This is a genomic window from Clostridium tyrobutyricum (genome assembly GCF_019144085.1).
In the GTDB taxonomy this organism is placed as follows: domain Bacteria; phylum Bacillota; class Clostridia; order Clostridiales; family Clostridiaceae; genus Clostridium_B; species Clostridium_B tyrobutyricum_A.
This window is the reverse complement of sequence record NZ_JAHHUY010000006.1, coordinates 84,258-98,445: the sequence shown is the minus strand read 5'-3', so window position 1 is coordinate 98,445 and position 14,188 is coordinate 84,258. Positions and strand designations below refer to the sequence as shown.

The window sequence follows — 14,188 nt, the reverse complement described above, 5'->3', positions numbered from 1 at the left end:
CAAGTGGGTTTGGGGTATATAGTATGTATGTGTCCGTCTGTTGAATGAACACTGCATATGATTTGTACGTATTATAGACGGACACTATTGCAATGTTTATTTTATCGAGTTCACAGTTTGTTAATATTTTTTAAACTTACTGCTTTTCATGATACTGTTCTACTAGATTCATAAGTGTAGATTTTTTTACTCTTTCCACAGTGTCCATGTCAGAAAGATTTTCAAGTATTTTAAAAGCGAAATAAATTGATGTAGCTGCACCTCTGCTTGTTATAATATTACCGTCTTGAACTACAAGTTCTTCTTTATAATTAACTTCTTTAAGCTCATCTTTAAAATTTGGATTGGATGTTACATCTTTATTTTTTATAATTCCCGCTTTATCCAAAACTATAGGTGCTGCACATATGGCTGCTACCAATTTTCCCTTTTTATTAAATTCTGAAATCAGCTTTATTACATTGTCATCGTCTCTCAAATTGGTTGCTCCCGGAAGACCACCTGGAAGTACAACGGCATCATATTCATCTACATCTATGTTTTTCAATATTTCATCTGTTTTTACAGTAGTACCTCTTGAGCTTGTTTTTTCATTTTTATCATCTACAGAACATATTGTACAGCCTAGCTTTCCCCTTCTTAGTATGTCAACAGGTGTCAAAGCTTCAATTTCCTCAAATCCTTCTGAAAGTAATACTATAGCTTTTTTCAAAATAATACCTCCTACATTTTAGTCTCTCTTTTAACATTATAATAATTATAACTGTTTTCTACAAATACATAAATGTATGAAAAATCCTGCAACTCACAATGAGTGCAGGATTTTTCTACAGTTTTTATTATTTGGCCCATCCCATGGATCTCTTTACAGCATCGTGCCATCCTTCTAAAAGTTTCTCTCTTTTATCTTCCTGCATTGTAGGAGTGAAGTTTTTGGATATTGTCCAGTTTTTGAGTACATCTTCCCTGTTTTTCCAATATCCTACTGCAATACCGGCAAGGTATGCTGCACCAAGTGCAGTAGTCTCTATAACTTTAGGTCTGTCTACCTGAACATTTAATATATCCGATTGAAATTGCATAAGGAAATTATTTGCACAAGCTCCTCCATCTACTTTGAGTGCCTTGAGCTCTATATGTGAATCCTCTTCCATTGCCTTAAGAACATCATAAGTCTGATATGCAAGTGACTCTACTGTAGCTCTTACAAAATGCTCCTTTTTAGTTCCTCTCGTGATTCCAACTATTATACCTCTTGCATATTGGTCCCAATAAGGTGCCCCGAGTCCTACAAAAGCAGGTACCAGATAGACTCCGCCGGTATCTTCTATAGCATCACAGTATTTTTCAGATTCGGCCGAAGTTTTAAGCATTCTAAGCTCATCCCTTAACCACTGTATGGAAGCTCCACCTATGAATATACTTCCTTCAAGTGCATATTCAACTTTTCCATCTATACCTATGGCGATTGTAGTCAATAGTCCATTTTTTGATTCTACAGCCTTATCGCCTGTATTCATAAGGAGAAAACATCCTGTTCCATAAGTGTTCTTTGCCATTCCAGGCTTGAAACATGTTTGTCCAAATAAAGCTGCATGTTGATCTCCAGCATCTCCTGCTATTGGAATTTCTACACCAAATAAATTTTCAGCAGTCTGTCCATATACACAGCTTGATGGTTTTACTTCTGGAAGCATTGATTCTGGGATATCGAAAAGTTCCAAAAGTTCCTTGTCCCATTTAAGTTCATGTATGTTGAACAGCATAGTTCTGGAAGCATTTGTATAATCGGTTACATGAACCTTGCCTTTTGTCAAATTCCACATGAGCCATGTGTCTACAGTACCAAATATAAGATTTCCTCTATTTGCTTCTCTTCTGGCAGTAGGTACGTTGTCAAGTATCCACTTTATTTTAGTTGCTGAAAAATATGCGTCAAGTACAAGTCCTGTCTTTTCTTTTATGATTTTATCTATGCCTTTTGCTTTTAATTCATCACAATAATCAGCTGTTCTTCTACACTGCCACACTATGGCATTGTATACTGGTAATCCTGTTCTTCTATCCCATACAATTGTAGTTTCCCTCTGATTTGTTATACCTATTGCCTCTATATCCTCTGCTTTTATATTTGATTTTAGAAGTGTTTCCGTAGCTACACCAAACTGTGTAGCCCATATTTCCATAGGATCGTGTTCAACCCATCCACCTTCTGGATATATTTGTTTGAACTCCTTCTGTGAAGTACTTACAGGTAATCCGCTCTCATTAAATATTATACATCTTGAACTAGTAGTACCTTGATCTAAAGCCATAACATACTTTGCCATTTTATATTCTCCTCCCACGCATCGTTTTCAAATTATATTTTTTTATTTAATAGAATTTCAATTGCAATTTATAAATTCCACAAACTGCTATCAGTAGTTGAAACTGCTACAGCTCCTGCAGATAATGATTCAATAACATCCTTTTTGTTTGTTATAAGTCCACCTGCAATTATTGGAACTTTTATTTCTTTTTTTAGAACATTTATTATTTTACTTGCTACTCCTGGCATAACTTCTACTGCAGTCGGATTCGTATCATGAATACTTTTTATTCCGGTCTTCAATGAAAGTGAGTCTATTGCAAACATTCTTTGTATTGAAAACAAATTAATCTGGTTTGCATATTTTATATTTGAAGATCTAGTGCTTATTATACCATCTGCCTTTACATTTTCTTTTATAAATCTTACAGAAGATTGATCGCCTCTTATTCCATCTATCAAATCCAAATGGACAAATACCAATTTTCCTTTTTCCTTAAGTTTACTACATATATCCCTGACACTTAATATGTCTCCATATAGTATAAAAACTATACTGGCATTACTTGAAACTACCTTTTTCAATCCTTCATCATTTCTTATTGCAGCTATAACTGGATTTTCTATTAGTACTTCTTTAAGCTTATTCATCTACTATACCTCTTTATAATTTAATGGTTAACAACTATTATTAATTTTAACATCACATTTAAAGAGATACAACCAACATATTAAAATATTACATTAAACAGAAGTGCTCCACATATTCCACCTGCTATTGGTCCAAAAACAGGTATCCATGAATATGACCAATCTGAACCACCTTTACCTGCAATAGGTAAAATTGCATGTGCAATTCTAGGTGCAAGATCTCTCGCAGGGTTTATTGCATATCCTGTAGGTCCTCCAAGTGAAAGGCCTATGGACCATATTAAAAATACTACGAAAAGTGTGCCTATTCCAAGAACTGTGTGCTGTGTCCCCATTCCCAATATTGCAAATACCAAAAGTGATGTTCCTAAAAACTCTGTTAAAAAGTTTGATGGTAAATTTCTTATAGCTGGAGCAGTACAGAATATACCAAGCTTTGCTGCCTTGTCCTCTGTCTTTTCCCAATGAGGAAGATAAGTAATCCAGACAAGTGCACCTCCAACTATTCCTCCAAGCATCTGGGCAATTATATAACCCGGTACTTCAGTTGCTGGAAATTTTCCTGCTATTGCAAGTCCAATAGTAAGTGCCGGATTAAAATGAGCTCCACTTACGCTTCCAAACATAAGAGCCGGTATACCAACTGCAAAAGCCCATCCTGCGGTTATTACAATCCATCCTCCATTTTGTCCCTTGCTCTTTGTAAGGGTACAGTTGGCGCATACCCCATCACCTAAGTAAACCAGAATCATTGTACCTACAAATTCAGCTATTAATTTTGACATATAACTTCCTCCCAGATCTCCCATATGTTATTTTTATTGGACAGTAGAATAATTTTTCTTTATAAAATCGATTACATGAAATACTAAACACATATTTTTTTGCATGAAAAGCCGCTTTTAATACAGCCATATCAGCTATATTAAAAGCGGCTCTCCTATTCTCTGCCTCTTATCTATGACAACATTATAGTATAAAATTTAAAGGATTACAATACTTTATTCTACATTATTTTTAAATTTATTTTTTTTATGTTTTCTTCACTGTCTACAACAGGTTTTCCAACTCCAGATCTATTTTGACGCTTTATTTCATTCAGCATCACATTAAATTTTCTATCATTTTTATCTGTCAACTCTATATATGATTTATCATCATCTTTATCTATTAAAAGTGAATATATTACCCTATCGTCTTTCTTTAAATTTATAGCTTCAGATCCAGATGCAATTTTACCTGTTCTATTTACGTCTTCACTGGAAAATTTAATTCCCATGCCTTTTTCTGTCAAAACCACTATATCTATATCTTCTTGCTTTGAATATTCCACGTCAATTATCTTGTCATCTTTATCCTTGAATTTATATGTAATTTCACCACTTTTAATGTGTTGAAATTCACTTAAGGCACTCTTCTTTATCATAGCCTTCGAGGTGAAAAAATATATATTTCCCATTTGGAAATCATCTACAGAAAAAATGTTTATTATATCAGACCTGTTGGATATGCCAAACAGCTTATTTATTTCAATACCTTCTGCTATATTTTCTACAACTGCTGATAGTATTGAAAACACTTTTCCGTCCTTTGTAAAAATCAATATAGTACTTGAAGAAGATGTATTGATACCAAAAGTCCTTCTGTTGTTATCCGAGGATTTCAATATGCCGTTTTTATCTATGGAAATATAGAATTCATTATTTTTAACTTCTTGTTCTGAAAAATCAATGTCTATGACTTCATCATTTTCGGAAAGAGTAAATACATCACTGCTTACTATATTTCTGTCCTGTGTTTCAAGCTTCAATTCCGGCAGGATAAATTCCAATCCAAATTTTGTAACCAATTTTAAAGAACCTTCTCTTCTGTCTTTTGGTACTAATTCTACTTTTATCAGTTTTTCATTTTTTTTCAGCTTAAGTGCCATAAGTTTTGTATAATTGGTTCTGAATTTTTCAAGAGAAGTTTTCTTCATTCCGCTAATACTTGTAAACAATACAATGTCAAAATTGTCATTTATATCCTCTACATCTATAACGGAAACTATTTTTTCCCGTGAGCTATTGAATCCTCTTATGATATTGTCCAGTTTATCTCCCTTTTCCTTCCATCTGAATTCGGGAATATCTATGCCTTTCAATTTGTACATGTATCCTTTATCAGTAAAGAACATAATAGTTTGCTTGGTATTTGAATTTATAACAAGCTTACTATAATCCCCTTCCCTGTACTCTATTTCCTCTATATTTTTACTGCATCTATTATAACTTCTTTGAGATATTCTCTTTATGAAGTTCTCATTGGACATGGTTACGACTATATCTTCTTGAATTATAATCTCATCTACCTGTATTTTAGCCTCACTGTCATCTTCTATAATCTCAGTTCTTCTGTCATCTCCATATTTGTCCCTTATATCCTTCAATTCATTTTTTATAACTTTAAACTGTTCCTTCTCGCTTGAAAGTATAAGTTCACGTTTCTTTATGTACTTTGAAAGTTTTCTATGTTCTTTTTCAAATTCAACTATTTCAAGTCCTGTAAGTCTGTATAACATAAGTTCAAGTATGGCTTCAGACTGAATTTTAGTAAAATCAAATATATCCATAAGATTTTTACATGCATCTTTTTTGGATTTTGAACTTCTTATAGTCTTTATAATATCATCCATTATTCCAATGGCCTTTATAAATCCTTCTACAATATGAAATCTCTTTCTGGCAGCTTCAAGTTCTTTTTTTGTCCTTCTTATGAGTATCTCTTTCTGATAATCTATAAAATGTTCAAGTATGCTCTTAAGTGAAAGTGTATTGGGTTTTCCATCTGCCAATGCTACCATATTGAAAGACACAGTACATTGAAGTTCTGTCTTTTTGAACAGATATTTCAATATTTTTTCCACCTGGGTACGATCTATTGATTTTCTGAATTCAATTACGGATCTTATTCCAGTTCTGTCCGATTCATCTCTTATGTCATAAATAGAATCAAGTACTTTGGAGTGCCTCTTGTCAACTGTCATTTCAGAAATGGTCTGTAGAAGTTTTGCCTTGCTCCTTCTATATGGAAATTCCGTTATGACTATTCCAAACCTTCCATTTTCCAGCTTTTCTATTGAAGTCCTGGCCCTTAATGTTGCCCTGCCTTCTCCTGATTCATAAGCGGATTTCAGCGAATCCCTTCCTATGATTATTCCACCTGTTGGAAGATCTGGTCCTTTAACATATTTCATAAGATCGTCTGTATTTGATTTTGGATTGTCTATCAATGCCATTGCAGCATCTATAACTTCCTTTAAATTATGGGGTGGTATATTGGTGGCAAGTCCTACCGCTATTCCAAATGCTCCATTTACAAGAAGATTCGGGTACCTTACAGGTAGAACTTCAGGTTCTTTTTCCGATCCCGAATAATTGTCCACCATATCTACTACATCATCTTCTATGTACTTTACCATTTCCATGGCAATGGGAGTAAGTCTTGCCTCGGTATAACGCATGGCTGCAGCATTATCTCCATCCTGACTTCCCCAGTTTCCATGTCCGTCTATTATAGGCATTCTAGTTGTAAAATTTTGAGCCAGTATTACCATTGCATCATATACGGAAGTATCTCCATGAGGATGGTATTTACCTAAAATATCCCCTACTATTCTGGCAGATTTATAATATGGTCTATCTGGAAATGCCTTTAACATGTAGGAGCCATAAATTATTCTTCTGTGTACAGGTTTTAATCCATCCCTTACATCAGGAAGAGCTCTGTCTTTTGCCACTTCTACAGCATATGGAAGATAATTGTCAGGCATGGCTTCTTCAATAGGAAGTCTTATTATGTTGTTGTCTTTTGGAATTATCGTCTTCTTGGTCAAAGTTGATCGTCCTTTCTTGTGAATTATCTAAAATTGTGCGTATTTATACATGTACTTCTTTCTAGGTGCTACAACATCCCCCATGAGAAGTGATACCATCTTCTCCGCTTTTGCAGCATCTTCTATAGTTATCTGCTGAAGTGTCCTGGTCTCAGGATTCAGTGTGGTTTCCCAAAGCTGATCCGGATTCATCTCTCCAAGACCCTTGTATCTCTGTATAAGTGCACCTGAGCCGACTTCATTTTTTGCATCTAAAAGCTGCTGGTCACTATATGCATATTTAACAATCTGCTTGTTTTTAGTATCTTTATATACTTTATACAGAGGTGGAAGTGCTATATAAAGGTGACCATCTGAAATAAGTTTTCTCATATATCTATATATATATGTCATCCACAAGGTTCTTATATGATAACCATCTACATCCGCATCACTCATTATTATTATCTTGTCATATTTTAAATCTTTCTCATTATAGTTATCAAGTATGCCTGTTCCTACAGCTGAATTGAATATTTTCAATTCTTCACTTCCCAGAACATTTTCCAGTTTCTGTTTTTCTGTATTCATGATCTTTCCCTTGGATGGCATTATAGTCTGGAATCTTCTGTCCCTTGCCTGTTTGGCGGATCCTCCTGCAGAGTCACCCTCCACTACTATAAACTCACAGTAAGAAGAATTTTTCAAAGTACACACTGCAATTTTCCCCGCAAGAGGTGCAGCTCCTTTTCCTATCTTCTTTTTCTCCGCATCATTTATCTTCTTTATCTTCTCTCTTCTTGCAGCTGAATCCAGTGCATTGTTTATTATGACAGCGGCTGTTTTTTTATTGTCCTCTATCCACTCTGAAAGTTTTGTATAGGAAAGATCATTCATCATAGTATAAGCTTCTGTATTTCCAAGTTTTGTCTTGGTTTGTCCTTCAAATACGGGATTGCTTATCTTGATCTTGACTATAGCTGTCATTCCCTCTCTCAAGTCGTCTCCTTCAAATTCTTTTTCCTTTACCAGATTAAGCTTTTTACCCCAATCTTTAAATGCTCTTGTCATTCCAGTTTTAAATCCGCTTTCATGAGTTCCCGACTCCGTAGTTGGAATATTGTTTACATAACTTGCTATATGATAAGTAGTTGAATCGGTAAATTGAATACATACTTCTCCCTGCATTTTTATGTCATTTACCTGTCTTTCACCCTGAAATAGTATTGGATCTTTATGAAGAGGTGTTTTGCTTTCATTTAAATATTCTATAAAATCAAGAAGTCCTCTTTCCGAGTGATATTCCTTCTGAATTTCCTCCTGACCTCTCCTATCTATTAATTTTAATGTAACACCTTTGTTTTGAAATGCCAGTTCCTTTAATCTTTCATCTATTATATCAAATTTGAATTCAACAGTGGAAAAAACATCCTGATCCGGCATAAATGTAACTTTGGTTCCTGTATCTGCAGTGTCTCCTGCTTTATTGAGTTTTGTTACAGGAGTTCCCGGCATATCCTTTCCAAGTGATTCATCGTATGAATATTCAAATCTCTGTTTATATATGTGTCCTTTTTGTTTTACTTCTACTTCCATCCATTTTGAGAGTGCATTTACAACTGCTGCACCAACTCCATGAAGACCTCCAGAGGTTTTATAGACATCATTGTTGAATTTGCCGCCGGTATGAAGCTCAGTAAATACCATTTCGACACCTGTCTTTTTCTTTAAAGGATGTACCCCTGTTGGAATTCCCCTTCCATTGTCAGTTACAGTTGCACTGCCATCTTCATTCAAAATAACAGATGCATATGAACCGAAACCATTCGAAATTTCATCTATAGAATTATCTAATATTTCCCATATGCAATGATGAAGTCCTTTACTCCCTGTAGACCCTATATACATTCCAGGTCTCACTCTAACTGGTTCAAGTTTTTCAAGTGAAGTTAGAGAGTTTACATCATATACTTCATTATCTATATCTTTATGTTTCATTTTTTACCTCCAAATATATGCTAAGTTATTCAATTTATGAAAAAAAACCTTCTAAAAACAAATAATGCAGAAGGTGCCATTAACTAAAAGTTCTAACTTCAAACGTTATTATATATTATAGTACATAATTTATGCAAATTATTTTTAAATAAATCAAAGATTTGGGCTCTCTTTTAATTGAAACTCCGCTTCCTTTCAGTCAGTGGAGTACTCGCCTGAGTAAGCGATCACATCAAAATCACAGATTTTGTGTGCCTGCTTAACCGATTCGCACCAAATCAAAGATTTGGGCTCTCTGCTTATAGTACATAATTTATGCAAATTATTTTTAAATAAGACTTGTATTTGACAAATTTTAATAAAAGGTATATATTAGTAAGCAAAAGTATACTATATTGATATAGTTTATGTGTTGATATTAGTTATTTAATAAATTTTTATACCATTAAAGTATACTATAATGGTATAATTTCAGGAGGTATTGTAATGGAAAATTGTAAAAGTTGTAGTATTTGTAATTCAGCTGACAAGGTATTGGAAGATTTCGTTAAAACATTGGATATAGAGACTTCTCTTCATCGTGTAGAGAGTCAGAAGTATAAATGCAACTTCGGAAAAAATGGTGTATGCTGCAAGCTGTGTGCAAATGGTCCCTGTAGAATAAGTGAAAAATCTCCTAGAGGAATATGCGGAGCAACTGCCGATACAATAGTTGCAAGAAATTTTTTAAGGGCTGTAGCAGCAGGTACTGCATGTTATCTTCATGTAGTTGAAAATACTGCCAGAAATTTAAAATCTACTGGTGAATCAAATGGAAAAATCAAGGGAGAAGCTTCACTTAACAGACTTGCGGATACATTTGGAATATCAGAGACAGATATTCACAAGAAAGCTGTATTGGTAGCAGATAAAGTATTGAGTGATTTGTACAAACCTAGATTTGAAAAAATGGATTTGGTGAAAAAATTAGGTTATGCTCCTAGAATTGAAAACTGGGAAAAATTAGGCATAATGCCTGGAGGAGCAAAATCCGAAGTATTTGATGCCATAGTAAAAACCTCTACAAATTTGAACAGTGATGTCAAGGACATGATGGTAAACTGTTTAAATCTTGGAATAAGTACAGGAATTTATGGACTTACCCTTACAAACCTACTGAACGACATTCTACTTGGAGAACCTTCAATAAGACCAGCTAAAGTAGGATTCAAAGTAGTTGACCCTTCCTATATAAATATAATGGTAACAGGGCACCAACAATCAATCATATCATATCTTGAAGATATTCTTACAACTCCTGAAATAATAAAAAAAGCACAAAAAGCTGGAGCCAAAGGTTTCAAACTTGTAGGATGCACATGTGTAGGTCAGGATCTTCAATTAAGAGGAGAACATTACAAGGATGTATTTTCAGGACATGCAGGAAACAACTTTACCAGTGAAGCACTAATTGCAACTGGCGGCATAGATTCCATAGTATCAGAATTCAACTGCACACTTCCAGGAATAGAGCCAGTCTCAGATAAATTCATGGTAAAGATGATATGTGTTGATGATGTAGCCAAAAAATCCAATGCAGAATATGTAGAGTATTCTTTCGATAAAAGAAAGGAAATAAGCAATCATATAATAGATGAATCAATAAAAAGTTATTTAGACAGACGTCCTAAAATAAAGATAAACATACCTGAAAATCACGGTTTTGATAATGTTATAACAGGGGTAAGCGAAGGATCACTTAAAGAATTCCTTGGAGGAACCTGGAAACCATTAGTTGACTTAATTGCTGCAGGCAAGATCAAGGGAGTTGCAGGAATAGTAGGCTGCTCAAATCTTACTGCAAAAGGTCATGATGTATTTACTGTTGGACTTGCAAAGGAACTTATAAAAAGAGATATTATAGTACTGTCTGCAGGATGCTCAAGTGGAGGACTTGAAAATGTAGGATTGATGTCCCCTGAAGCTTCCAGACTTGCAGGTTCAAACTTAAAATCAGTTTGTGAAAGTCTTGGAATACCTCCTGTATTAAATTTCGGTCCATGCCTTGCCATAGGAAGACTTGAAATTGTAGCAAAGGAACTAGCTGAATATTTGAATATAGACATTCCAGCTCTTCCACTAGTACTTTCAGCTCCTCAATGGTTGGAAGAACAGGCTCTTGCAGACGGATGTTTCGGATTGTCCCTTGGACTTCCACTTCATCTTGCAATTTCACCTTTCATAGATGGAAGTGAAACTGTTTCAAAATTGCTTACAGAAGACATGGAAAGTTTAACTGGTGGGAAATTAATTATTGAAGGTGACATTAAAAAAGCTGCTGACAAACTTGAAGAAATAGTTCTGGCCAAGAGAAAAGGCCTTGGCATTTAGGCAATTCACAATGCACAATTGGAAGTTCAAATTTGGTTGATTTTCGGTATAAACCGAAAATCTCCATATTTGAACTTTTTACTTTTGATATTTTACTTTGCTTTTCCCTGGTTTGCCACTTTTTTCTGCTTAAGTGCAATCTCTTTTGGATCACCAAGATAATAGTGTTTAATTGGACTTAAATCATCATTCAATTCATATACAAGCGGTATTCCCGTAGGTATGTTCAAATCAGTAATTTCCTCATTTGAGAGATTGTCTAAATATTTTACAAGTGCCCTCAAACTATTTCCATGAGCTGCAACTATAATTTTTTTATCATCTTTTATAGCTGGAATTATGTCACTTTTCCAGTATGGAATCACCCTGTCAATAGTTGAATTCAAATTTTCCGTAAGAGGAATTTCCTCTTCTTTTAAATTACTGTATCTGGGATCAGCTCCGGGATATCTTTCATCATCTTTTGTAAGTGCAGGAGGAAAAGTATTTGAATCTCTTCTCCACTTGTGAACTTGCTCTTCCCCGTATTTCTTGGCTGTATCTGCTTTATTGAGTCCCTGAAGTGCTCCATAGTGTCTTTCATTCAATCTCCACGATTTGTGTACTGGAATCCACAATAGATCCAGTGCATCCAATGTATACCAAAGTGTTCTGATTGATCTCTTCAAAAAAGAAGCAAATCCAACATCAAAAGTATATCCTGCCTCTTTTAGTATTTGTCCTGCTTTTTTTGCTTCCTCTATTCCGTTTTCAGATAGATCTACATCTGCCCAGCCAGTAAACCTGTTTTCTTTGTTCCACTGACTTTCACCGTGTCTTAACAAAACTATCTTTTTCATGTAAAAACCTCCAATTCAATTCACAATTCATAGCGGTATTGAAATCAATAATCATTTTTATATAATAATTATAACACAAAGTGGGCAATACTGCTAATATATCCATATAAAAATAAGTATAACCTATTTGAATTCAAATAGGTTATACTTATTTTACTTAATGACTGCACATAATTTAAACATGGCAATTAAAATATCTTTTTCATAGTCAGGCACATTTTCAAAGCTTTGGAGAAATACAATATATCTGTCATTCAATTCTATCTTCTCCTGGGGCATGAATGTCTCTTTTCCCGCTCCAATTATATATTCTATTCTTTTGGTGAATTTTTGAGAAAAAACCACCTGAGTTCCTTTATAATAAGCCGCTGTATTCTCACATAGTATTTTAAAAGCCTCTTTTATATCTCCTGCTTCAAGTACTTCTCTCAAATTATGTTTTATAAATTTTTTAAACTCCATTTTATCCATACACAACCTCATCTTTACTCAAAGTTTAATGTATTATTAACTTTGAACTATGCACTTTATATATAAATGTCCCTTTTTCCATCTGAAATAAGCTGCAATTTGTCTTTTATAATTTTCTGCTTTGCTGTATCAAATTTTTTTATGGTCTTGTCGATAACTTTCTCTCCTGCACTTTTAGTCTCAGGTGATGCATAATCTAAAAGATACTCCTTGAATGTAAAAATTGCATTTGGAATACAGAAATTATGAATTAATGATTTCTTTGCTATACTCATAAAATGAGATCCGGTTCTTCCACATCTATAGTCGGCAGTACAAAAAGACGGAATACATCCCTGTTTGCACACATCTCTTATAGCTTCATCAAGACTTCTCATATCTCCAAGCTGGAACTGCTCTTTTTCAGGTATCAGTCCCCTGTCATACTCGGCATAACCTCCTATTCCTATTCTTGAACCTGCATCTACCTGTGATACTCCAAGTGGAAGTACTTCTTCTCTTACTTTTGTACTCTCCCTTGCTGTCAATATCATACCTGTATATGGAACTGACAATCTTAAAATAGCTACAAGCTTTTTAAAATCATCATCTGAAACTTTATATTTGGGGTTGAGCGTAAATGGTACATCCAAAGCTGATTCTATTCGTGGAAAAGATATTGTATGTGGTCCTACCCCATCAAAAGCTTTTTCAAAATGAATTGTGTGATATAAAAGTCCCATTACTTCAAATTTCCAGTCATATAATCCAAACAATGCTCCAATACCAAGATCATCTATTCCTGCTTCCATTGCCCTGTCAAGTCCATAGAGTCTCCATGCATAATTTCCCTTTCTATCACCTGCCGGATGCAATTTTCTATAAGTATCGTGATGATATGTCTCCTGGAATATCTGGAATGTTCCAATACCTGCTTCATGTAATTTTTTATATCCAGGTACATCCAATGGAGCCGCATTTATATTAACTCTTCTTATTTCTCCTCTTCCAACTTTTGTAGCATATACTTTCTTAATTGTCTTTGCTATAAAGTCTGCATCATAATTGTCATCTTCTCCATATACCAGTATCAACCTCTTATGTCCTGATTTTTCAAGAACTTCTACTTCTTCACCCAGTTCATCCATTGTAAGAGTTTTTCTGTCTATTGATTTATTGTCACGTCTGAAACCACAGTACAGACAATTGTTTCTACATTTGTTCCCTACATATAAAGGTGCAAAAAATACTATTCTCTCACCATATACTTCTTCTTTTATCTGTCTTGCAAGTGCAAACATTTCCTGAAGAAGATCTTCATCTTCTATTTGAAGTAATTTTGCAGTTTCTTCAGGTTCCAATCTGACTTTTGATCTTGCCTTGTCAAATATGGCCCTTATCTCGCTTTTTTCTGGATTCTTAGCTGCATTTAACTGCGCCCATATTTTATCATCATCAATGAAATCCTTAAAATTAGGATCCAAATACTTTTTATCTATTTCCATTTTATATTTCCTCCCTAAAATAAAAAAATTAAACTTTCCAGGCAATGCTGAAAGTTTAACTAATTCACATAAAAATATAATGTCAAATATATAACAATATATTTTCACAATAAATATGTTCTATCAGCATCTTGCTCAGAATACTCTTTACAATTTGGCATAGATTTTTAACATATCCTCAGAAACAGAAAATCTATTACTAAAGATTCAC

General features: G+C 34.3%; 10 protein-coding genes. 1 reads left to right on the top strand and 9 read right to left on the bottom strand.

Annotation, left to right across the window (positions count from 1 at the left end; all coding sequences use genetic code 11):
- Window positions 1-136 precede the first annotated feature (136 nt).
- The 6 genes from KM800_RS04390 to KM800_RS04365 form a co-directional block, all read right to left on the bottom strand.
- Window positions 137-712, bottom strand: coding sequence for a DJ-1 family glyoxalase III (locus KM800_RS04390; RefSeq protein WP_217811961.1), 576 nt, complete (start codon window positions 710-712; stop codon window positions 137-139).
- A gap of 127 nt (window positions 713-839) precedes the next feature.
- Window positions 840-2,330: a glycerol kinase GlpK gene (gene glpK, locus KM800_RS04385; protein ID WP_217811960.1), complete on the bottom strand. Its 1,491-nt coding sequence runs from the start codon at window positions 2,328-2,330 to the stop codon at window positions 840-842.
- A gap of 68 nt (window positions 2,331-2,398) precedes the next feature.
- Window positions 2,399-2,962 (bottom strand): glycerol-3-phosphate responsive antiterminator, encoded by a 564-nt coding sequence (locus KM800_RS04380; protein WP_217811959.1) that lies wholly within the window; start codon window positions 2,960-2,962, stop codon window positions 2,399-2,401.
- An 80-nt stretch (window positions 2,963-3,042) separates the two neighbouring features.
- On the bottom strand, window positions 3,043-3,747 hold the full coding sequence (locus tag KM800_RS04375) for an MIP/aquaporin family protein (RefSeq protein WP_217811958.1): 705 nt from the start codon (window positions 3,745-3,747) through the stop codon (window positions 3,043-3,045).
- A 221-nt stretch (window positions 3,748-3,968) separates the two neighbouring features.
- A complete protein-coding gene (locus KM800_RS04370) occupies window positions 3,969-6,836 on the bottom strand; it encodes a DNA topoisomerase IV subunit A (protein WP_217811957.1) in 2,868 nt (955 codons plus the stop codon).
- 27 nt (window positions 6,837-6,863) lie between these two features.
- A complete protein-coding gene (locus KM800_RS04365) occupies window positions 6,864-8,813 on the bottom strand; it encodes a DNA gyrase/topoisomerase IV subunit B (RefSeq protein ID WP_217811956.1) in 1,950 nt (649 codons plus the stop codon).
- 486 nt (window positions 8,814-9,299) lie between these two features.
- On the opposite strand from KM800_RS04365, the gene cooS reads away from it, so the two are divergent.
- Window positions 9,300-11,183, top strand: coding sequence for an anaerobic carbon-monoxide dehydrogenase catalytic subunit (gene cooS, locus KM800_RS04360; protein WP_217811955.1), 1,884 nt, complete (start codon window positions 9,300-9,302; stop codon window positions 11,181-11,183).
- Window positions 11,184-11,275: 92 nt separating this feature from the next.
- On the opposite strand, the gene gpmA is transcribed toward cooS, so the two are convergent.
- The 3 genes from gpmA to hydG form a co-directional block, all read right to left on the bottom strand.
- On the bottom strand, window positions 11,276-12,022 hold the full coding sequence (gpmA, locus tag KM800_RS04355) for a 2,3-diphosphoglycerate-dependent phosphoglycerate mutase (protein ID WP_217811954.1): 747 nt from the start codon (window positions 12,020-12,022) through the stop codon (window positions 11,276-11,278).
- Between the two features lie 153 nt (window positions 12,023-12,175).
- Window positions 12,176-12,493 carry a hypothetical protein gene (locus tag KM800_RS04350; RefSeq protein WP_217811953.1) on the bottom strand — a complete coding sequence of 106 codons (318 nt, stop codon included), beginning with the start codon at window positions 12,491-12,493 and terminating at the stop codon, window positions 12,176-12,178.
- 56 nt (window positions 12,494-12,549) lie between these two features.
- Window positions 12,550-13,977 carry a [FeFe] hydrogenase H-cluster radical SAM maturase HydG gene (gene hydG, locus KM800_RS04345; protein WP_217811952.1) on the bottom strand — a complete coding sequence of 476 codons (1,428 nt, stop codon included), beginning with the start codon at window positions 13,975-13,977 and terminating at the stop codon, window positions 12,550-12,552.
- Window positions 13,978-14,188: the final 211 nt, after the last annotated feature.